This is a genomic window from Pseudomonas sp. FP2338 (genome assembly GCF_030687515.1).
Lineage (GTDB): Bacteria > Pseudomonadota > Gammaproteobacteria > Pseudomonadales > Pseudomonadaceae > Aquipseudomonas > Aquipseudomonas salomonii.
This window is the reverse complement of sequence record NZ_CP117436.1, coordinates 931102-952134: the sequence shown is the minus strand read 5'-3', so window position 1 is coordinate 952134 and position 21033 is coordinate 931102. Positions and strand designations below refer to the sequence as shown.

Genomic DNA, 21033 nt, shown 5'->3' with positions numbered 1-21033 from the left:
ATAGCTGACTGAGTGGTCAATTGGCAGTAGCCACTCAGCGGCGAACATCGTAAAAATACGCTTGCTGAAACGTTTAATCTAGAATTTATGGCAGATTATGCGCTAATTATGCAAGCTTGAAGGACCACTCGGCACTTGAGCTCAGACAATAGTCGTGTGCAGGAATCGGTTACGATTGGACAAAATGTCGGGGCAAGCTCTAAAAAACAAGGAAATCCCGGTTTGAAACTCAGTGATATTGCACGTCTGGCCGGTGTGTCCGTTACCACCGCCAGCTATGTCATCAACGGCAAAGCCGAACAGCAACGCATCAGCAACGCCACCGTCGAGCGGGTGCGTGCCGTGGTCGAAGCCCATGGCTTTACGCCCAACCCTCAGGCCGCCGGGCTGCGCAGTCGGCACACGCGCACCTTGGGCTTTATCTTGCCCGACCTGGAAAACCCCAGCTACGCGCGCATTGCCAAACTGCTGGAACAAGGCGCGCGGGCGCGCGGCTACCAACTGCTGATCGCCAGCTCCGATGATGAAGCCGACAGCGAACGCCAACTGCTGCAACTGTTCCGCGCGCGGCGCTGCGATGCGCTGTTCGTGGCCAGTTGCTTGCCGGCCAGCGATGACAGCTACCGGGAGCTGCAAGCCAAGGGCCTGCCGGTGATCGCCATTGACCGGGTGATGGAACCCGGGCACTTCTGCTCGGTGGTCAGCGACGACCGCCAGGCCTGCCAGCAACTCACCAGCAGCCTGTTGCAGCCGCTGCCCAAGCAGATCGCGCTGATTGGTGCGCACCCGGAACTGAGCATCAGCCAGGAACGCGCCGCGGGTTTCCATGAAGCCTTGCGCGATTTCAAGGGCGAGGTGCTGATCGAACAAGGTGAAGCCTTCAGCCGTGACTGTGGCCGCCAGTTGATGGAAGAACTCCTGCAACGCCTGGGGCATTTGCCTGACGCGCTGGTGACTACGTCCTACGTGCTGCTGCAAGGTGTGTTCGATGCGCTGCATGACTTCCCGCTCAAATCCCGGCCGTTGCGCCTGGGCACGTTCGGCGACACCCAACTGCTCGACTTCCTGCCCTTGCCGGTCAACGCCATGGCCCAGCAACATCAACTGATCGCCGACACCGCCCTGCGCCTGGCCCTGGCGGCCATCGAAGAAGAACAGTACGAGCCCGGCGTGCATGCCATCGGCCGAACCTTCAAGCAGCGCATTCACGAGGCTTGAGCGTGGAGCTGATCGACACTCACACCCACCTGGACTTCCCGGATTTCGACATGGATCGCCGGGAAGTCCTCGCCCACAGCCGTCAACTCGGCGTGCAGCGCATGGTGGTGTTGGGTGTGTATCAGCAGAACTGGCAACGGCTGTGGGATCTGGTCCAGGACGATGAAGGCTTGTTCGCCGCCTTCGGCCTGCACCCGGTGTATCTGGATGAGCATCGCCCCGCCGACCTGATCGAGTTGGGTGATTGGCTGACCCGCCTGCACGGCCATCGGCAACTGTGCGCCGTCGGTGAGATCGGCCTGGATTACTTCCTCCAAGAACTGGACCGCGAACGCCAGCAAAGCCTGTTTGAAGCGCAGTTGAAACTGGCCGTGGATTTCCAGCTCCCGGCGCTGCTGCACGTACGCCGCAGCCACGCGGCGGTGATTGCCACCCTCAAACGCATCCGCCTGCCACGGGGCGGCATTATTCATGCGTTTGCCGGCAGCGTTGAAGAAGCCCGCGAGTACATCAAACTCGGTTTCAAACTGGGCCTGGGCGGCGCGGCCACCTGGCCCCAGGCGCTGCGCATGCACAAGGTGCTGACCCAGCTGCCGCTTGAGGCGCTGGTGCTGGAAACTGATGCGCCGGACATGGCGCCGGCCATGTACCCCGGCCGGCGCAACAGCCCGCAACACTTGCCGGACATCTGCAACGCCTTGGCCGAACGCATGGGCATTAGCCCTTCAGTGCTGGCCGAAACGAGCACACGCAACGCGTACGAGCTCTTCAACTGGTAGCCCATTGACCGCCTGCAGTTCCAAGGTCAGCCGCTGCCGGTGGCGCACGTAACGCAGCATCAGAAAGTGGATCAGCACCACCAGCAATGAAACGTTGATCTGCCCGACCATGCTGATCAGGCCTAGCCACTCGGCCACCATCGCCACGATCAGCACCACGCTGGTCAATACCATCAAGCTTGGGTGCACCATGGCCCAGTGGTCCAGGGATTTGAACTGGCGCAGTTGCCTGGGGCAGTTCAATTCCAGGACCCACTGACAATACGGGCAATCAAACGGCTCACGGATGGCAATGGCGTTCAATTGCCAGGGCTTGAGTTCGAAGGTGATGTCGCAATGGGCGCAGTGCCCTTTGATGCCGATAACCGCCGTCATCGCGTAGCCTCCCGAGACCCCTGAGTGGGTGAAACAAATTCTCACCCAATCACGGCCTCAAAACAGGCACAGCGCAAAATCAGGACAGGCACCACAAACTAGCGAGCCTATTCCTACGCGCAGGTCTTACACACGAAACGCCCCGATCAAGTGCTTCAGCTCAATGACCTGCAATGACAGCTGCCGGCTGGCGGCCTCGGTCTGCTGCGTGCCCTGGGCCGCATGTTCGCCGGCTCGATTGATTTCGACGATGTTCTGATCGATATCGTGCGCGACGGCGGTTTGCTGCTCGACGGCGGCGGCGATCTGCTGGTTCTGGTCGACGATCATGCCCACGGCGCCAAGGATATTTTCCAGGGCCTGCTGGACCTTTTCCGACTGAGCCACGGTGCCGTTTGCCATGGTATGGCTGGTGCCCATGGCCTTCACCGCCGCGCCTACACCGCTGTGCAAACGGCTGATCATCTGTTCGATTTCTTCAGTGGAGTGCTGGGTACGTCGGGCCAGGGTGCGCACCTCATCGGCCACCACCGCAAAACCACGCCCTTGCTCACCGGCACGCGCCGCCTCGATCGCCGCATTGAGCGCCAGCAGGTTGGTTTGTTCGGCGATGCTTTTGATCACTTCCAATACGCTGCTGATGGACTGGCTGTCAGTGGCCAACTGGTTGATCACCCGCACCGATTCATCAATCTCCGAGGCCAGGCGCGCAATGCTGCCTTGCTGGGATTGCACCAGGCCACGGCCGGTGACGGTTTCGTCGTTGACGCTTTGGGCGCTGTTGACCGCCGCCGCCGCGCTGCGTGCCACTTCCTGGGCGGTGGAAGACATCTGGTTCATCGCCGTCGCCACCTGTTCAATCTGGCTGCGCTGGCCGGACACCGCCTGATTGCTTTGCGAAGACACGGTCTGCACCTGGCCGGCTTGCAGCTCGACCTGGCTGACGGTGTGCCCCACGCGTTCGATCAAGTCGTGGATCTTGGCCACAGTGCCGTTGAACACTTGGCCCAGGTCGCCCAGTTCATCGCGACTGTGGGCCTCAAACGTGACGGTCATGTCACCGGCCGCCACCTTGTCCATCATCGTGCCCAGGCGGCGCAAGGTGGTGCGCGTGGAGGCGTAGAAGCCTGCATACAAATAGAAGATCAGCAGGAACACCGCCACCAGGGCACACACCAGCACAACCATGTGTGTGCGGTTTTGCGCCAGGCGCTGCTGCAGTTGCTGCTCAAGAAACGTCAGGGTGGCGTCATTGAGCTGGTAGGTCTGGGCCATCAGTCGGCTGACATCGTCGTAGAAACCTTGCCACGGCGCGTCGAGGGTTTGCGCCATGACAACCTGCTCTTCAAACAACTCGCTGCCTTGCTTGAGGCTGGCACTGCTGGCCTGGGCCAAGCTGTCGAGCGCCGTGTGCGCGGCGGTACTGGCGCCCAGGGCATCCTGCAGCTTCAGGGCGTATTCAGCCTGAAGTTTTTCCAACTGTTGCAACAGTTCGTCAAAGCGCGTGCTGGAGGATGAATTGAGAAAGCCCTGGCCCAAGGAGTACGCGCCCATGGCCCGCCCCTCGCCGAGGGTCTGGGAGACTTGCGCGGTGACGCTGGTGAGCAGCTCACTGAGCTGGCGCAAATCACTCTGGGGGTCGCGGCTCAACCCGGATTGGCTGGCAATGATCTGGCTGAGCATCTGAGCCTTGTTGAGTAATTTGCCGATCAGCGCGCTTTTGCTCAGCAGCGAGGTTTCCTGTTGCTGGGCCTTGAAGGCGGCGATTAACTCGTCGCGTTTGCCCTCGAAGGCGCTGGCTTGCTCGGGGTCGGCGGTCATGGCGTTGAGGCTTTGCAGACGGCTCAGCACGCCCTGCTCCAGGGCACTGATCTTGCCTTCAAGATCGCCAGCCTTACCTGATTGCCCCAGCACCGCGTTGATCTGCACCTGATTGTTCAGGGTCTCCAGGTCGCGTCGCAGGGTCAGGCTGCTGCCGAGCAAATCGAGGCTTTGCAGTTCGATACGGGTGCCCTGGAATTGCGACCAGGAGTCGCGCACCAGAAAATAGTTGGTCGCCAGCATCGGCAGCAGGAACAGCACGCTGATCAGGCTGAACTTCATGCCAAAACTCAGGCGGTTCATCAGGGCGACAGCGGGATAGAGCAAGCGCTTCACGGGTGAGCTCCCTTTCTTATTTTTATTGAGGCGCAGGGCGGCGGCAGATAGCCACTATTTGGCGCTCTGACTGTATAGCTCAATTTGAAAGGGAGTTTTGTAACGTAAGGTTAACGGCTTGGAAAATCACCACAGACTTGTGTGGGAGCTGGCTTGTGTGGGAGCCGGGCTTGCCCGCGATACAGGCACCGCGGCTTTTCAGTCATGCCGAGGTGATGCTATCGCTGGCAAGCCAGCTCCCACATTTGACCGAGTAGAGTCTGAACGATGCGGTCTGCTGTTGCTGTTGCCCTGGCCCTTACATCCTTTTCGATGACGAAGTCAGCGGTCTTTTGATCTACGCTTTTGATCTTGATCTGAAATCGCCCCGTCAAACACGATGGCCGGAATCTGACAGTGATTTGGGGGGTAAACCGGCAGGGATGCCGGTTTAGCCGCGCTGGGCCAAGGATGGCCCATCGCGGCGGCCCCCCAAATCACTGGCGGATTGCGGGCATGCCGAGCCATAGCGAGGCACCGAGTGTTGGGGCGAAGACCTTTTGCTTACTTTTGGGTCTTTCCAAAAGTGAGCCGCCGTAAGGGCGGAACCCTAAGCCGCCGTTACCGCAGCAACGGATATGTACACCACCAACAACCCGCCATCGCAGGCAAGCCAGCTCCCACATTTGACCGTACAAAGCTAAGGCAACACCGTCCAGATCGCGAACCAGGCATACCACAGCACGGCGGCCCGCAGCAGCAGCTCCCACAGCCGATCCAAACTGTTGATGCCATCGGCCCCCACCACCGGTGGTGGAATTTCAGCCGCCACCAGGCCGACTTTTTCCATCAGTTGCGCGGCGCTGATGTCCCAGCTCAACAGCTCATGCAGCATCACCCGGCTGACCGCGACAAAATTACCCACCAGGGCAAAGCTCGCCGCCAGCAGACGCACCGGCAGCCAATCAAATGCGTGACGCAATTGCCCGGCGCGCTCGGCGACCAACGGGTTCTGGCTGTTCTCGCTGGCCAATGCCAACAAGCGATAAGCCAGGGCCGCGACCGGGCCGAGCAGGAAATACCAGAAAATCACCGCAAAAAAGCTTTGGTAGGCCTGCCATAGCAAATGGCCTTGAACCCGCTCCAGCAGTTGCTCGCCACTGTCGGCGGCCACCTTCAGGTCGCGCTCGGCCACGTGCTCGGCAGCCTGCAGGTCACCGCGCCGCCAGGCGTCGCGAAACGGCCCAAGCTCGCCCAGCAGATCGCCGCGCCCCAGACTGTAGATGACCACCAGCAAATGCACCGGCAACGCCAACAGACCATAAGCCACGGGCTCCAGCACCAACAGCAACAACCCCAGCAAGGCCACCGGCAACAACACCAGCAGTACCAGGATCAGCCAAGGCTGCTTGCCCATGCGCGGGCTCGTTTCCAGCTTGGCCAGTTCGCGCAGCCATCCGCCATCACGTTGCAACCGCCGACGCAGGGCCGAGAACTTCTCGATCCACACTGCCAGCACCAATACCAGGAAACTCATCGTGCGTGTCCTCCATCCTGCAGGGCGCTGCGAAAGCGCGTCCAATCAAAAGCCGGGCCCGGATCGGTCTTGCGTCCCGGTGCGATATCACTGTGACCACACATACGCTGCGGGGTAATACCTGGGTAGGCCGCCAACAGCTGTCGTGTCAGGTCGAGCAGCGACGCATATTGCGCATCGGTAAACGGCAGCTCGTCCGTGCCTTCCAGTTCGATCCCGAGGGAGAAGTCATTGCACACTTCACGCCCCTCGAAGCTGGAAATACCAGCATGCCAGGCACGGTCCAGGCACGACACAAATTGTGTCACCGCACCGTCACGTTCAATCAGAAAATGCGCAGACACACGTAGGTCGACAATACCTTCAAAGTAAGGATGTTCCGTGGCATCCAGGCGATTCTGGAAAAACTCATGCACCTTGCCAGTGGCAAACTGCCCAGGTGGCAGGCTGATGTTATGCACCACCAACAGTGAGATCTCGCCGGCGGGGCGCTCGTTGAAGTTAGGCGACGGGCAATGACGGATGCCCTTACACCAACCGCTGGTGGGGTCCAACTGCATACGGGTTCCTTGAATAAGTCGAGGTGTTACCAGTATGCCGCGTTCAGCCCTGCGGTTGCGATCACTTGCCGCGATTGAGTTGGCGCAGCGTGCCAATCACCGAAGCCAGCGCGCGGTCGAACAGCAGCCCCTCGTCAAGGTTGCGCAGCGTGCCCTGCTTGAGGGCCATGGCCAATTGGCCGGCACTTTTATCGAAGACTTTGAGCCCCGTGCGGCTGACAAAAATATAGCGATTGGTCGGTGCCATGATGGCCTTCAGCTTGCAACGCAGCCGGTTGCCATCGTCTTGCTGGAACTCGAACCAGTTGCCAATGCGCAACTGCTGGGCCTTGAGCAACGCCGGATCATCACTGGGCAGGCTCGGGGTGAGGTCAGGCACGTCGCTACTGAGCGAAAACGGTTCACGCACTTCGATCAGTGTGTCCAGGCGCTCGCCTTCGAACGACTGCAGGTGCATGGCCTGCAAACGTACAAAAAATTCGCGGGTGCTGAAGGGGTCGAACGCTGCACTGGTCAACCCATCACGCAAGGCTTTGAGCAGGCCGGGCAGTTGCTCGAGCAAGTGCCGCCCGGCCTCGGTGTCTTTTTGCAGGCTGACGCTCCAGATCAATTCATCCAGGGTGCGCACGGCCGCCTGCCATTGCACTGACTGCTCGCCCTGCTTGAGGCTGGCCAGCAACAACACCTGGCTCCAGGCCTGCTGAACAAATTGCACCACGGCCTGGGGCAACACGCGGCCCACCAGTCGTCGATTGAGCACCTCGGCCACCCGCTGGCGTGCAGCGTCTGTGCGCACCCGGCCTTCTTCGGCCTCACAGGTATGCTGTTCGAGCAATTCGCTGCGCTGGCGCTCGTCTGCGGTAAAGGCGCTGAACTGCGCCAGCACCTGAGGAAAAATCCCCAGGTCTTCGACGAACTCATTCAACAGCCGCTGCACCACCTGCTCGGTGCGCAGGTACAGGTTGTCACGCTGATAGTCATCGCGCGGGCTCCATGTCATGGCCGCGCTGGCGATTTCATTGAGCAAGCGGCGCGCCGGGTGGCTGGGGCGACTGAAAAAACTCTTGTCCAGCACCGCCACTTTCAACAGCGGAATCTGCAAACGTGCGATCAAGGCCTTGAATACGTCAGGCACGCTGTGATCCGTGAGGATGAACTCGAACAACAGCGCGACCAGGTTGATCACATCCTCATCGGCGTCTTCCACCACACGGGATTTGCCGCTCTTGACGCTCACGCGGGTCAATAGCTGCTCAAGCTGGTTACGCAGGTCGAAGTCGTCTTCGGCCTCGGGCTCCGGCACATATTGCTGCAGATGGGAGAGCAGGCGCAGCAAATCGCGGGTGGCGATGGGCTGGGGTTCGGCGCTGGCTTCCAGGGTGGGCGCGACGCTGCCACGCACGGCAGCGAGCAACTTCTGCAACGCGGCGAAGGCTTGCTGGCCGTTTTCATCCATGGGCTGGTCGACAATCGGGAGGTTGCCTTCAGGCTGCTGTTCACGCGCCGCACACCCACCGGGGCGGCGCGACGGCACGGCCTTGAGCTGCGGCAAAACGCCAGTGGCGACCAACAGTTGGTTGGCCTCGGCGTACAGCTGATCGGCGTCACTGAGCACATACTTTTCGAACAGCTTGAGCATGATCAGCTTGACGCGAATCTCCACCCCCAGGCTGCGCCCCGCACGCAGGAAGAACTCGCACAGCAGTGCCGGGCCCAGCGGGTTATCGCGCTCATCCAGGGGGTTGCCGAGCAACGCACCCAGGCGCGCGGTCAATTGCCCCAGCGCCAGGCCATCGCGATGGCGCACCCGGCCGAGCATGGCCTCCAGCGCGACGGCTTTTTCCAGCTCATCACTGGACGTACCCGGCGCCGCCTCATAGGACACCACCGGTACCAGGTGAAACTCACCGCGCTCGGCCTGGCCCAGGTCGATAAATGCGGCGAACAATTGCTCCATGAACACGCGCTCGAAATTCTTGCGCTTGAGGCGCAGGTCACGCATGGCTTCAAAGAAAATATGGTGGTCAACGTTGCTGCGAGCCTTGTCGGCCATTTCAAACAAGGTGTCGTCAGCGTTATCGAACAGCTCCTGCAAACCTTGCTGCAACTGCTGTGCAGCCTTGTCGCGAACCTGCAGCAACACCACCGGCAGGCGCGCGAGCGGCGATGGCGTGGCCTGTGCCCGATTGATGGGCACCACCTTTCCGTCAATGTGCATCCTGGCCTCCTGAAACGGCGGTGTTGAGTTGGGGAAAAATCGGCTACAGGCCCCATCGGGCGGTAAACACCGGTTATCTCCAGGACGTCAAAGCTATGACGCCAATCGCAAGGCGCGAGATTATCTTGCAAATGGGGGCTGTTGCGCCAGTGAACTCTGCCAATGCGCTGTAAATGAGTGGCGAGTATGGGTTCGGCGGCGCGCTGCCCCTATAATCGAGGCACTTTGTTTGTGGAGCCTGTTATGCCGAATCTCCGTCTTGCCGACCTCACCGCCGAAATCGAAGCCAACGTGCGCCGCGCACTGCTGGAAGACATCGGCAGCGGCGACATCACTGCGCAACTGATCCCGGCCGAACGCCTGGCCAAGGCCACCATCATTACCCGCGATGCGGCCGTTATCGCCGGCACTGCCTGGGTGGACGCGGTGTTCCGCCAGCTCGACCCACGGGTTGCAGTGCACTGGCAGGTGGCCGACGGTGAGCGTGTGAGCCCCAATCAAGTGCTGTTCCACCTCGAAGGCCCGGCACGCTCACTGCTGAGCGGCGAAAGGTGTGCGCTGAATTTTCTGCAGATGTTGTCAGGCGTCGCCACGCGCGCGCAGTACTTGGCGGACTTTGTCGCCAGCACTCAGGTCAAGTTGCTGGACACCCGCAAAACCCTGCCGGGCCTGCGCCTGGCGCAGAAGTACGCCGTGACGTGCGGCGGTTGCCACAACCATCGCATCGGGTTGTATGACGCGTTCCTGATCAAGGAAAACCATATCGCCGCCTGTGGTGGGATTGCCGAGGCGATTACCGCCGCCCACAAGATCGCGCCGGGCAAGCCGGTGGAAATCGAAGTGGAAAGCCTGGAGGAGCTGCGTGAAGCACTGGCGGCGGGCGCCGATATCATCATGCTCGACGAATTGAGCCTGGATGACATGCGTGAGGCCGTGCGCCTGAATGCCGGCAAGGCCAAGCTGGAAGCCAGCGGCGGGATCAATGAAACCACCTTGCTGCCTATCGCGCAGACCGGGGTGGATTACATTTCCATCGGTGCAATGACCAAGGATTTGAAGGCGGTGGATTTGTCGATGCGCCTGAGCATCTGAGCAAGCAACATCCGAAGAAAAGGAGCGAGGTTGCTCGCTCCTTCAATTTCGCGCTCAGATCGCGAGATTATTCATCCCGCAATACTCGTTCCAGTCAACGCCCAGTACCTCGGCGGCCTCCTTGTGCAAGGCCAGGCGCGCCGCTTCGAACTCTTGCGGCGTCGAGGTGTACTTGAGGCTCAGTTCCCATGGCTGCAGGCCCTGTGCCTCGGCCTCATCCTCGAATGCCCACTGGATCTGGTCCTTTTGATCATCGGCGCTCAGGTCCTTGATCTCGTCGAGCAGTTCCGGGGATTCCGCGACGTATTTTTTGAGGGCTGCTTCGTGTCGCTGTTCCTGGGTCATTTCTTGTGTGGTCATGTTGTTCTCTTAGATCATGGAATGGGGATGCATCTGGGTCATCAAGGTTGCGCAGATACAAAAGAGTGGGCACGAATGCCGCCTCGTCTGGCCTTCAGAACCATTCTGGGATCATCTGAAAACGTTGCCTTTGAAACAGTGTCGCCGTTGAAACAGTGTTGCCTTGTGCCCGAGACAGGAGTCGAACCTGCGACCTTCGCGTTACGAGTGCGCTGCTCTACCAACTGAGCTACACGGGCGGTGGGCTAAAGCTAGCACCGCATTGGGCAGGCGGCAACAAACTCGCTGACCGCCCGGCAGGCATTACGCCCCGTCGGCGCCGCAACCCTTGGCGGCGTACTGCGCCTCGACTGTGGTGGCACAGGCCCAACCCTGAGTGGCGCTGCGCGTCAAGGTGATGGTCTTGCCCAGTACCGGCGCCGGCGCGTCGAGGATTTCGCAGGTGATGGAACCGGCGCCCGTGGCCACATCACCGGCTACGGTGATCGTGCAATTGGCGGTCGGGCTGGTGCCACCGACCAGCGCCAGGGTCGGCACGGTGCCCTGGTTAAGGGTGTCTTCAAAACCCGCCTTCAACGCCGCAATTTCAGCCAGCCCCGCCGTGAACTTGGCCTTGGCCTGGTGCTTGGTGTACATGGGCAGACCGATGGTGGCCAAAATGCCGATGATTGCCACGACGATCAACAACTCGATCAAGGTAAAGCCTTTCTGACGCATCACATTCACTCTCCAGAATAAAAACCTTATCAAGGCGCGTCCTGCGCCCCGCAGTGTGCAGCGGCGCCAGTGTACTCATCCGTGAGCGCCCAATTGTGGGTAAGACGCACATTCTGACATTTTATCGTGCGCCAACGAGCGGTCCGAATCCGTCACCTGACTAAGCTATAAATCTACGACGACCTGTGTGCGGACCTGTGCCATGAATGACGCTTCAACGATGTACGCCTGGGAAGGCACCAACCGCAAAGGCCGCCGGGTGGCCGGGCAAACCACCGGGCATAACCTGGCACTGATCAAGGCGCAACTGCGCCAGCAGGGAATTTGCCCAGGCCGCGTGCGCAAAAAGTCTTCGCACCTGGCACCTTTTGCAGCACCGATAAAACCCGCCGATATCGCGCTGTTCACGCGCCAATTGGCGACCCTGTTAAAGGCCGGCATTGCGCTGCTGCAGGCGTTCGACATCATCTGCGAAGGCTTCGAAAACCGGCAGATGCGCACCCTGATAAAAGCCTTGAAACAGGAGATTTCCGCCGGTAATAGCCTGGCGGCAGCGCTGCGCAAACAGCCGCGTCACTTTGATGATTTGTATTGCAATCTGGTTGCCGCAGGCGAACAGGCAGGCGCCCTGGAAACATTGCTCGAACGGGTGGCGATTCACCTGGAGAAAAGCCAGCAGCTCAAGGCGCGAATCAAAAAAGCCATGACCTACCCTATCGCCGTGATCGTCGTCGCCTGCCTGGTCAGTGCAGTTTTGCTTATCCACGTGGTGCCGCAGTTCCAGAACCTCTTCGCCGGGGTAAACGGCCAACTGCCAGGCTTTACCTTACTGGTGATTGCGCTGTCCAACTTCCTGCAGCACGCCTGGTGGATGCTTGCCTTGGGGCTGGGAATGGCAATAGCCGCGCTGCGCCATGCCTACCGGGCTTACCCGGGGTTTCGTGACGGGCTGGATGCCGCTTTATTGAGCGCGCCCCTGGCGGGCACACTGCTGAGGCGCTCAGCCATCGCCCGCTACGCCCGTACACTGTCAACCACCTTTGCCGCGGGCGTGCCATTGGTGCAGGCTCTGGACTCCGTGGCAGGCGCGGCAGGCAATGGATTGTTCAGAAAGGCGATCGAACATATGCGACACGATGTATCCACAGGTGTGCCGTTGAACCAGTCCATGGCCCACAGCGGGCTGTTCCCCGGTATGGCCATCCAGATGACGGCCATCGGTGAAGAGTCGGGCACCCTGGACCTCATGCTGGAAAAAGTCGCCAATCACTATGAAGCCGATGTGGAGAACCTGGTCGATAACCTCACCAGCCTGATGGAGCCGCTGATCATGGTGGTGCTGGGGGGCATTGTCGGCGCATTGGTGATTGCCATGTACCTGCCGGTGTTCCAGTTGGGGTCGGCGTTTTGAGCCTGCTGCTGAGTGAACACCCCTGGGTCTTTGTCGGGATGGCGTGGGTGCTCGGCCTGATCGTCGGCAGCTTTCTCAACGTGCTGGTGTGGCGCCTGCCGAAGATGCTCGTGCGCGAATGGCGCGCCCAGGCCCAGGAAATACTCGGTCTGCCAGCCGATCCTGTCGGCCCGGCCTACAACCTGATGCATCCCAACTCGTGCTGTGCGCATTGCAGCCAGCCGATTCGCCCCTGGGAAAATATCCCGGTACTCAGTTACCTGATGCTCAAAGGCCGCTGCGCCCGCTGCAGCGAATCGATCAGCGCCCGCTACCCCTTCACCGAACTGGCCTGTGCGCTGCTCTCGGCCATAGTCGCCTGGCATTTTGGCTTCGGCTGGCAAGCAGGCGCAGTGATGCTGCTGAGTTGGGGGTTGCTGGCCATGAGCCTGATCGACGTCGATCATCAACTGCTGCCGGATGTGCTGGTGTTGCCACTGCTGTGGCTGGGGCTGATCCTCAACAGCGGCGGCTTGTTAGCGACGTTGCCCGATGCGCTATGGGGTGCAGTCATAGGCTACATAAGTCTGTGGATGGTGTTCTGGGTGTTCAAAGTGATCACCGGCAAGGACGGCATGGGTTATGGCGACTTCAAGCTACTGGCCCTGCTCGGTGCCTGGGGTGGCTGGCAGATCCTGCCGATGACGCTGCTGATAGCGTCGTTGCTGGGCGTGTTCGCGGGCCTTATCCTGATGCGTTTGCGTAAGTCCCAGGCATCGGTGCAGATGCCATTTGGCCCGTGCCTGGCAATTGCCGGCTGGATTGCATTGCTCTGGGGTGGTCAAATAACCGACTTCTATTTGCAGTCTGTCGGTTTCAGATGACCACTTGTGTCGCAACACCCTGGATTCTAGGCCTCACCGGCGGCATCGGCAGCGGTAAAAGCGCGGCCGCCCAACACTTTATCGACCTGGGCATTGACCTGGTCGATGCCGACCATGCCGCACGTTGGGTGGTCGAACCCGGCCGGCCGGCACTCGCACGCATTGCCGAGCATTTTGGTGCGGGCGTGTTGCAGCCGGACGGCCAGTTGGACCGCGCCGCCCTGCGCAAGCTGATCTTTGAAGTCCCCGAAGAACGGCGCTGGCTGGAAGCCCTGCTGCACCCGTTGATCGGCGAAGAAATTCGCAGCCATCTGGCGCGTGCGCAATTGCCTTACGCGATCCTGGTCTCGCCGCTGCTGATCGAGTCCGGCCAGTACAGCATGACCCAGCGCATCCTGGTGATCGATGTGCCGCAATCACTGCAGATTCAGCGTACCCTGCAGCGCGACGGCATCAGCGAACAGCAGGTGCAGGCGATCCTCAAGGCCCAGTCCAGCCGTGAAGACCGCCTGAACCATGCCGATGACGTGCTGGTCAACGACAAGGACCTCGCCTGGCTGCACAGCGAGGTCGAGCGACTGCACCACTTTTACCTTACTTTGCGTGGAGGCCGATCATGAGCCAACCCTTGACCGTCGACTGCCCAACCTGCGGCGCACCCGTGGAATGGAAAACAGACAACCTCAACCGGCCGTTCTGCTCGGACCGTTGCAAACTCATCGACCTCGGCGCCTGGGCCGCGGAAGAACACAAGATTCCGGTGAGCCCGGATGCCGAGGACGAGCTGTTCTCTGAAGACTTGCCGCCGCGTCACTAAGGCCGCATAAAGGCGTACTCCTGCTGGTCGTCGAGGTTCTCTGCAAGGTATTGCAACTCGTCGGCCAGGTCTTCAAAGCTGCGCACACCCTTGCTCTGCTGCACCACCGCACTGAGCATCGCGCGCAGCGTGAGGCCTGGGTCAAAACCGATTTCCTGTGCCGCGTCCTGGCTTCTGCGCAACTCTTGCCGCGCCCATTCGTACACACTCATAGTCCATGCCCTGCTCAGTAAAATTTCGCAGAGCATGGGCCTGCGCGGCCGCCTGGGATTTGATCTGGATCAACGCCGCGAATCGTCGTCCTTCCACGGCGCCGACAGGTAGCGCGTGCGGTTGAAGGTCTCCAGCCATTCCGGGCAGAACACCACCAGGGCGCTAATGACCATGCCGTTGATAAACGCCTCGGGGAAGATGATCAGCCACAGGTAACCGACGAAGTCCTCCAGCCACTCCGGCATGGCAAAACGGCCGTCAAACCACAACAGCCCCAACGCCGCCAGCAGGCACAGCAGTGCCGATAGCGCTGCAGCGAAAAAACCGGAGCAGAAGATATACACAAAGGGGTTTCGCGGTTGCGCCCGCTCAACCAGCAGCGCGCAGGTCTCGGTGACCAGCACCGGCAAGCCGATCAGCAGCAGGCCATTGACCCCGACCGCCGCCAGGTCCTGGCGCCCCAGCAGCACCAAGCCCAATTGCGCGGCCAACCCGCCGACGATTGCCAGGGGCCAATCCAGCAGCAGGGTCACGGCAGTCATGCCGATAAAGTGGTAAGACACGCCCGTGTCGAAATCCCGCCGTACCAGCCAGAGCATAAACAGCGCAAACACAGTGCCGAAGAGCAGATGCTGGCGCCGCCGGTCGGCAAACAACTCGACCCACGGTGCGCGCAGGGTCGCCCACATGACCAATGGCGCGTACAACAGCCAGCCGATGACGAGCGTTTCCGGCGCCAACACTGCAGTGCTGATCACGAGCGTAATGCCTTTGCAAAAAACCTCACCACACACCTCGTCCATGGAGTTGCTGTTGAGTGGCCAGTCTACACCGGCGTTTCAAAGCAAGACTTCCTGTGGTCATCAATTGGACGCTAAGCTGCAAATATGGATGACTCAGATTATTTGCGCCTGCTCACCGTAGCGGCCGAACAAGCCAACGCGTTCTTGTCCAATGCCCGCAAATGGGAGCGTGAGCGTTGGGTCTGCCAGCGTCTGCTGCAAGGTCTCAACGTGCCCTACCGTGCCGAAGAATTTCACCCCGCCGGGCAAGAGCCGCCGGACGTGTTGTTTCGCGACGCCAGTTTCGAAGTGTTTTTCGTGCTGGATGAAGGTCGGCGCCTGAACGACGAATGGCGCGATGAGTTGCAGCGCCGGCGCAGTGCGTTTTCCTTGAGCCAGTTGGTGCGGCGCGAAGCCAAGCCACGGCGTATCCCCGCGCACGAGTTCCTGTTGCGCCTGGCGCCGACGTTGCGCAAAAAAGCACATAACTACAAAGAACGCGGCATGGACCTGGGCGAGCTGGACCTGATTGCCTTCACCAGCCTCAAACGCGAAGTGCTGGACCTCAACAGCCATTTCCCACCGCCTACCGAATACCTGCGCCAGGGCTGGCGCTCGCTGTCGCTGGTAGGCCCGACCTTTGCGCGCGTGCTGTTTGCCCACCCGGACGCACCCGACTTCTTGCGCAACAACCTGGGGCGCAGCATAGTATTCGACGTGGGCATCAGCTTGTGACGCGGGCACCGGCTACGCTTGTGGCAAGCCCGCCAACCTCCTGACTGTAACGTGGCGCCCTTTTGCAACGTCTACCTGACGAGGCCTTTATGACCAGCCGCCTGAACCCCGATGACCAACAGCATGTCGAAGAGTACCTGCAACTCTCCCAAAACCGAGTCGAGCGCAAGCCTTTCCGGCCGTGGCTGCTCCTGGGTGTGGTGCTGCTGGTGGTGATCGGGCTCGGTCTGCTGAGCCGCCTTTTGAGTTACCTGACGCTATGAGCTGCGTGGCGCTCGCGAGGGTAACTGCTCCGATTTCTTTTAGCCTTGCGAGATATCCCCATGACCCATCGTATTATTATCGTCGGCGGCGGCGCCGGCGGTCTGGAGTTGGCTACCCGCCTGGGTAAGACTCTGGGCAAGCGCGGCACCGCCAACGTCACGCTGGTGGACGCCAACCTCACCCATATCTGGAAACCGCTGCTGCACGAAGTGGCCGCCGGTTCGCTGAATTCTTCGGAAGACGAGCTCAATTATGTCGCCCAGGCCAAATGGAACCACTTCGAGTTCCAACTGGGGCGCATGAGCGGGCTTGACCGCGAACAGAAAAAAATCCAACTGGCCGCCACCCTCGATGAAGAAGGCCGTGAGCTGGTGCCCGCACGCGTACTGAGTTATGACAGCCTGGTGATCGCGGTCGGCAGCACCACCAACGATTTCGGCACCGAGGGCGCGGCGCAGCACTGCCTGTTCCTCGACACCCGCAAACAGGCCGAGCGCTTCCATCAACAATTACTCAACCACTATCTGCGCGCCCACGCAGGCCAGACCGATGTGGAAGAGAACATCAGCGTCGCCATCGTCGGCGCTGGCGCGACCGGCGTCGAGTTGGCCGCCGAGCTGCATAACGCCGCCCATGAACTGGCCGCCTATGGCCTGGACCGCATCAAACCGGAAAACATGCACATCACCCTGATCGAAGCCGGCCCACGGGTACTGCCCGCGCTGCCGGAACGGATCGGCGGGCCTGTGCACAAAACCCTGGAAAAGCTTGGGGTGACGGTACTCACCAACTCGGCGGTCAGCGAAGTGACGGCGGACGCCCTGATCACCAGCAGTGGCCAGGTCATTCCAGCGAGCCTGAAGGTGTGGGCTGCGGGTATCCGCGCACCGGCCTTCCTCAAGGACATTGACGGGCTGGAAACCAACCGCATCAATCAATTGCGGGTGCTGCCGACCCTGCAAACCACTCGCGACGAAAATATCTTCGCCTTTGGCGACTGCGCCGCCTGCCCACAACCGGGCACCGACCGCAATGTGCCGCCACGCGCCCAGGCCGCTCACCAGCAGGCTTCACTGTTGGCCAAGTCGCTGAAACTGCGGATCGAAGGCAAGGACCTGCCATCCTACAAGTACACCGACTACGGTTCGCTGATTTCGCTGTCGCGTTTTTCGGCAGTGGGTAACTTGATGGGCAACCTGACGGGCAGCGTGATGCTCGAAGGCTGGCTGGCGCGGATGTTCTATGTGTCGCTGTACCGCATGCACCAGATGGCGCTGTACGGGTTCTTTCGCACGGCGATGCTGATGCTGGGCAGCAAGATTGGGCGTGGGACTGAGCCGCGGCTCAAACTCCATTAACAGCACAAACTAATGTGGGAGCGGGCTTGCCCGCGATGGCGATCGATCAGCACAAGATGCACAGGCTGATACACCGCTATCGCAGGCAAGCCAGCTCCCACATTTTTTTGCGTAATATTTAAGATTTTCGCGCACAAAAAAAATCCCCGTATCTTTCGATACGAGGATTTTTAATATGGTCGGGGTAAGGGGATTCGAACTCCTGACATCCTGCTCCCAAAGCAGGCGCGCTACCGGACTGCGCTATACCCCGGTAAAAAAAAGGCGACCTTTCAGTCGCCTTCTTCGATCAGTGCTTTTGGCCTCTGATCTTAAGATTCGATTCCAGCGTTAACTGGTCTCAAAAATGGTGGGTCGTGTGGGATTCGAACCTACGACCAATTGGTTAAAAGCCAACTGCTCTACCAACTGAGCTAACGACCCAAAAATGGTCGGGGTAAGGGGATTCGAACTCCTGACATCCTGCTCCCAAAGCAGGCGCGCTACCGGACTGCGCTATACCCCGGTTTTGAAATTGGCTCCGTGACCAGGACTCGAACCTGGGACCCAATGATTAACAGTCATTTGCTCTACCGACTGAGCTATCACGGAACTACATATTTCAAATGTACAACTTCTACTGCTTTACAACCTTCTCTTCGGCCTGTCCGTATCGCTACGTTCACGTCTCTGAGGCGCGCTATTCTACAATCTTAAAAACCCCTGTCAACCCTTTAAATTGCTTTTAAGACAATGATTTGCGCTTGTTTCTGATTTCTTCTTGGGGAGAAGAAACCCGTGGGCTGACGTTGCTGCGGGGCGCACTTTACAAGCCTTTGCCTTACAGTTCAACGCCCTATCGAAAAAAAAGGCCCCGCAATGCGGGGCCTCCTCTTATCGCCCTGCCGGCCGGGCTTAGTGGAAGACGATTTCGTCGTTTTCCACAGTGGCCGCCACGCTGGTCCCCGGCATGAAGCTGCCCGACAGGATCAACTGCGCCAACGGGTTCTCGATCCAGCGCTGAATCGCACGTTTCAGAGGCCGTGCGCCATACACCGGGTCGTAGCCCACCGCGATCAGCTTGTCCAACGCCTCGCTGCTCAGCTCCAGGTCAAGCTCGCGCTCGGCCAGACGGCTACGCAGGCGGCCCAACTGGATCTCGGTAATACCCGCGATCTGATCCCGCGCCAGAGGCTCAAAGATCACCACTTCATCGACCCGGTTGATGAATTCCGGGCGGAAGTGCGAGGTCAGCGCGTCCATCACCGCCGCGCGCTGGGCCTCGCGATCACCGACCAGCTCCTGGATCTGCGCCGAGCCCAGGTTGGAGGTCATCACGATCACCGTATTGCGGAAGTCCACCGTACGCCCGTGGCTGTCCGTCAACCGGCCATCTTCCAGCACCTGCAGCAAGATGTTGAACACATCCGGGTGGGCCTTCTCGACCTCATCCAGCAGGATCACCGAGTAAGGCTTGCGCCGCACGGCTTCGGTCAGGTAACCGCCTTCTTCATAGCCCACATAGCCTGGTGGAGCACCGATCAAGCGCGCCACCGAATGTTTCTCCATGAATTCGGACATATCGATGCGCACCATGGCCTCTTCAGTATCAAAGAGGAATTCGGCCAATGCCTTGCACAGCTCGGTCTTACCCACGCCGGTTGGGCCGAGGAACATGAACGAGCCGCTCGGACGGTTCGGGTCGGACAAACCCGCCCGCGAACGCCGTACCGCGTTGGAGACCGCCACCACGGCCTCTTCCTGGCCAATCACACGCTGGTGCAGCAGGCTTTCCATCTTCAGCAGCTTGTCGCGCTCGCCTTCAAGCATTTTCGACACAGGAATGCCGGTCCACTTGGAAACCACCTCAGCAATTTCTTCCTCGGTCACCTTGCTGCGCAGCAGCTGGTTCTCGGGCTTGCCGTGCTGGTCGACCATTTGCAGGCTGCGCTCCAGGTCCGGGATCACCCCGTACTGCAACTCGGCCATGCGGTTCAGGTCGCCTTTACGACGTGCCGCTTCCAGCTCCTGGCGGGACTGCTCGATCTTTTGCTGGATCTGCGCAGAACCCTGCACTTCGGCTTTTTCCGAGGTCCAGATTTCTTCGAGGTCCGCATACTCGCGCTCCAGGCGCAGGATTTCTTCCTGAAGTTTTTCCAGGCGTTTCTTGGCTGCGTCGTCCTCTTCTTTCTTAAGCGCCTGGGATTCAACTTTCAGTTGAATCAGACGCCGATCCAGACGATCGAGCACTTCCGGCTTGGAGTCGATCTCCATGCGAATGCGGCTGGCCGCTTCGTCGATCAGGTCGATGGCCTTGTCCGGCAACTGACGATCGGTGATATAGCGATGGCTCAGTTTGGCCGCCGCAATGATCGCGCCGTCAGTGATCGCCACCTTGTGGTGCACCTCATACCGCTCTTTGAGGCCACGCAGGATGGCGATGGTGTCTTCTTCGCTGGGTTCTTCCACCAGTACTTTCTGGAAGCGCCGCTCAAGGGCCGCATCCTTTTCAATGTACTGGCGGTATTCATTGAGCGTGGTCGCACCCACGCAATGCAGCTCACCGCGCGCCAACGCCGGCTTGAGCATGTTGCCGGCATCCATCGAGCCTTCGCCTTTGCCGGCGCCGACCATGGTGTGCAGCTCGTCGATAAACAGAATGATCTGCCCTTCCTGCTTCGACAGTTCATTAAGCAGGGACTTCAGGCGCTCTTCGAACTCGCCACGGAACTTGGCACCGGCGATCAGCGACCCCATGTCCAGGGACAGCAGGCGCTTGCCTTTAAGGCCGTCAGGCACTTCACCATTGATGATGCGCTGGGCCAGGCCTTCGGCAATCGCGGTCTTACCCACGCCAGGCTCACCGATCAATACCGGGTTGTTCTTGGTGCGACGTTGCAGGACCTGGATGGTGCGCCGAATTTCGTCGTCACGGCCAATCACCGGGTCCAGCTTGCCTTCTTCGGCGCGCTTGGTCAGGTCGACGGTATATTTGTCCAGGGCCTGGCGCGACTCCTCATGGTTGGGGTCATTCACCGCCTCGCCGCCACGCAGGTTATTAATGGCGTTTTCCAGGGCTTTTTTGCTCACGCCCTGGCCCAGCAACAATTTGCCAAGCTTGCTGTTGTCGTCCATCGCGGCGAGCAGCACCAGTTCGCTGGAGATGAACTGGTCACCTTTCTGCTGGGCCAGACGATCGGCCTGGTTAAGCAGGCGCGCCAGATCCTGCGACATATTCACGTCGCCGGTAGGGTTTTGGATTTTCGGCAGTTGGTCGAGCTCTTTGCTCAACTCTTTGCGCAGGCTGTTGACGTCAAAGCCCACCTGCATCAACAAGGGTTTGATAGAACCACCCTGCTGTTCGAGAAGCGCCTGCATCAAGTGCGCAGGCTCAATCGCCGGGTGGTCGAGGCCGACCGCCAGGGATTGGGAGTCCGAGAGTGCCAACTGTAATTTGCTGGTTAAACGATCAATACGCATTAGTCACCTTCCTTTTGAGCAGGCCGGAGCTAGAAATACACATCCTGAATGAAGAAACCTGCCAGATACCCTTATAGATGGGGTGGATTCTGCAAGATTCAAGCAGCTGATCGCTGATGTGGATCAGCATTGATCCAAG

General features: G+C 59.9%; 20 protein-coding genes and 5 tRNA genes. 10 read left to right on the top strand and 15 right to left on the bottom strand.

Annotation, left to right across the window (positions count from 1 at the left end):
- Positions 1 to 222: 222 nt before the first annotated feature.
- Both cra and PSH96_RS04160 read left to right on the top strand, forming a co-directional pair.
- Positions 223 to 1218: a catabolite repressor/activator gene (gene cra, locus PSH96_RS04165; protein WP_305457704.1), complete on the top strand. Its 996-nt coding sequence runs from the start codon at positions 223 to 225 to the stop codon at positions 1216 to 1218.
- Between the two features lie 2 nt (positions 1219 to 1220).
- Complete coding sequence (locus PSH96_RS04160) at positions 1221 to 1997, top strand: TatD family hydrolase (protein WP_305457702.1); 777 nt, start codon at positions 1221 to 1223, stop codon at positions 1995 to 1997.
- Here PSH96_RS04160 and PSH96_RS04155 read toward each other — a convergent pair.
- The 5 genes from PSH96_RS04155 to PSH96_RS04135 all read right to left on the bottom strand — a co-directional run bounded on the left by PSH96_RS04155 (position 1944) and on the right by PSH96_RS04135 (position 8823).
- Positions 1944 to 2372, bottom strand: coding sequence for a hypothetical protein (locus tag PSH96_RS04155; protein ID WP_305457700.1), 429 nt, complete (start codon positions 2370 to 2372; stop codon positions 1944 to 1946). The genes PSH96_RS04160 and PSH96_RS04155 overlap by 54 nt on opposite strands.
- A gap of 126 nt (positions 2373 to 2498) precedes the next feature.
- Positions 2499 to 3203, bottom strand: a complete 705-nt coding sequence (locus PSH96_RS29500; protein WP_370694349.1) for a methyl-accepting chemotaxis protein — start codon at positions 3201 to 3203, stop codon at positions 2499 to 2501.
- A gap of 2005 nt (positions 3204 to 5208) precedes the next feature.
- Positions 5209 to 6045, bottom strand: coding sequence for a regulatory signaling modulator protein AmpE (gene ampE / locus PSH96_RS04145; protein WP_305457696.1), 837 nt, complete (start codon positions 6043 to 6045; stop codon positions 5209 to 5211).
- A complete protein-coding gene (gene ampD / locus PSH96_RS04140; protein ID WP_305457694.1) occupies positions 6042 to 6605 on the bottom strand; it encodes a 1,6-anhydro-N-acetylmuramyl-L-alanine amidase AmpD in 564 nt (187 codons plus the stop codon). Before ampD ends, ampE begins: the two co-directional genes overlap by 4 nt.
- 61 nt (positions 6606 to 6666) lie before the next feature.
- Complete coding sequence (locus tag PSH96_RS04135; RefSeq protein WP_305457692.1) at positions 6667 to 8823, bottom strand: DUF1631 domain-containing protein; 2157 nt, start codon at positions 8821 to 8823, stop codon at positions 6667 to 6669.
- A 243-nt stretch (positions 8824 to 9066) separates the two neighbouring features.
- Here PSH96_RS04135 and nadC point away from each other — a divergent pair, with 243 nt between their 5' ends.
- On the top strand, positions 9067 to 9915 hold the full coding sequence (gene nadC / locus PSH96_RS04130; protein ID WP_305457690.1) for a carboxylating nicotinate-nucleotide diphosphorylase: 849 nt from the start codon (positions 9067 to 9069) through the stop codon (positions 9913 to 9915).
- Positions 9916 to 9969: 54 nt separating this feature from the next.
- On the opposite strand, the gene PSH96_RS04125 is transcribed toward nadC, so the two are convergent.
- From PSH96_RS04125 to PSH96_RS04115, 3 genes are all read right to left on the bottom strand, one after another.
- Positions 9970 to 10275, bottom strand: coding sequence for a DUF6388 family protein (locus PSH96_RS04125; protein WP_068931343.1), 306 nt, complete (start codon positions 10273 to 10275; stop codon positions 9970 to 9972).
- A gap of 166 nt (positions 10276 to 10441) precedes the next feature.
- A tRNA-Thr gene (locus tag PSH96_RS04120) sits at positions 10442 to 10514 on the bottom strand.
- Between the two features lie 64 nt (positions 10515 to 10578).
- Positions 10579 to 10992, bottom strand: coding sequence for a pilin (locus PSH96_RS04115; RefSeq protein ID WP_069786045.1), 414 nt, complete (start codon positions 10990 to 10992; stop codon positions 10579 to 10581).
- Between the two features lie 202 nt (positions 10993 to 11194).
- On the opposite strand from PSH96_RS04115, the gene PSH96_RS04110 reads away from it, so the two are divergent.
- The 4 genes from PSH96_RS04110 to yacG are packed head-to-tail and all read left to right on the top strand — an operon-like array spanning position 11195 to position 14083.
- The gene (locus PSH96_RS04110; protein ID WP_305457687.1) at positions 11195 to 12403 is read left to right on the top strand and encodes a type II secretion system F family protein; all 1209 of its coding nucleotides are present in this window, start codon (positions 11195 to 11197) and stop codon (positions 12401 to 12403) included.
- The gene (locus tag PSH96_RS04105) at positions 12400 to 13266 is read left to right on the top strand and encodes an A24 family peptidase (protein WP_305457685.1); all 867 of its coding nucleotides are present in this window, start codon (positions 12400 to 12402) and stop codon (positions 13264 to 13266) included. Before PSH96_RS04110 ends, PSH96_RS04105 begins: the two co-directional genes overlap by 4 nt.
- Positions 13263 to 13886 carry a dephospho-CoA kinase gene (coaE, locus tag PSH96_RS04100; protein ID WP_305457683.1) on the top strand — a complete coding sequence of 208 codons (624 nt, stop codon included), beginning with the start codon at positions 13263 to 13265 and terminating at the stop codon, positions 13884 to 13886. The genes PSH96_RS04105 and coaE overlap by 4 nt, the downstream gene beginning before the upstream one ends.
- Entirely contained in the window at positions 13883 to 14083 is a 201-nt protein-coding gene (gene yacG / locus PSH96_RS04095; protein WP_138816887.1) for a DNA gyrase inhibitor YacG, read from the top strand. Before coaE ends, yacG begins: the two co-directional genes overlap by 4 nt.
- On the opposite strand, the gene PSH96_RS04090 is transcribed toward yacG, so the two are convergent.
- Both PSH96_RS04090 and PSH96_RS04085 read right to left on the bottom strand, forming a co-directional pair.
- Positions 14080 to 14295: a hypothetical protein gene (locus PSH96_RS04090; RefSeq protein ID WP_003171680.1), complete on the bottom strand. Its 216-nt coding sequence runs from the start codon at positions 14293 to 14295 to the stop codon at positions 14080 to 14082. The genes yacG and PSH96_RS04090 overlap by 4 nt on opposite strands.
- Positions 14296 to 14364: 69 nt before the next feature.
- The gene (locus PSH96_RS04085) at positions 14365 to 15054 is read right to left on the bottom strand and encodes an energy-coupling factor ABC transporter permease (RefSeq protein WP_305457681.1); all 690 of its coding nucleotides are present in this window, start codon (positions 15052 to 15054) and stop codon (positions 14365 to 14367) included.
- 129 nt (positions 15055 to 15183) lie between these two features.
- Between PSH96_RS04085 and PSH96_RS04080 the strand changes: the two genes are divergently transcribed.
- The 3 genes from PSH96_RS04080 to PSH96_RS04070 all read left to right on the top strand — a co-directional run bounded on the left by PSH96_RS04080 (position 15184) and on the right by PSH96_RS04070 (position 17435).
- A complete protein-coding gene (locus PSH96_RS04080; RefSeq protein WP_305457679.1) occupies positions 15184 to 15813 on the top strand; it encodes a DUF1780 domain-containing protein in 630 nt (209 codons plus the stop codon).
- 89 nt (positions 15814 to 15902) lie between these two features.
- Positions 15903 to 16076 carry a DUF3094 family protein gene (locus PSH96_RS04075; protein WP_017134503.1) on the top strand — a complete coding sequence of 58 codons (174 nt, stop codon included), beginning with the start codon at positions 15903 to 15905 and terminating at the stop codon, positions 16074 to 16076.
- A gap of 60 nt (positions 16077 to 16136) precedes the next feature.
- On the top strand, positions 16137 to 17435 hold the full coding sequence (locus tag PSH96_RS04070) for an NAD(P)/FAD-dependent oxidoreductase (RefSeq protein ID WP_305457677.1): 1299 nt from the start codon (positions 16137 to 16139) through the stop codon (positions 17433 to 17435).
- A gap of 176 nt (positions 17436 to 17611) precedes the next feature.
- Here PSH96_RS04070 and PSH96_RS04065 read toward each other — a convergent pair.
- The 5 genes from PSH96_RS04065 to clpB all read right to left on the bottom strand — a co-directional run bounded on the left by PSH96_RS04065 (position 17612) and on the right by clpB (position 20894).
- Positions 17612 to 17688, bottom strand: a tRNA-Pro gene (locus tag PSH96_RS04065).
- A gap of 94 nt (positions 17689 to 17782) precedes the next feature.
- Positions 17783 to 17858, bottom strand: a tRNA-Lys gene (locus PSH96_RS04060).
- A gap of 5 nt (positions 17859 to 17863) precedes the next feature.
- Positions 17864 to 17940, bottom strand: a tRNA-Pro gene (locus PSH96_RS04055).
- 10 nt (positions 17941 to 17950) lie between these two features.
- Positions 17951 to 18026, bottom strand: a tRNA-Asn gene (locus PSH96_RS04050).
- 303 nt (positions 18027 to 18329) lie between these two features.
- Entirely contained in the window at positions 18330 to 20894 is a 2565-nt protein-coding gene (gene clpB / locus PSH96_RS04045) for an ATP-dependent chaperone ClpB (RefSeq protein ID WP_099489733.1), read from the bottom strand.
- Positions 20895 to 21033 lie beyond the last annotated feature (139 nt).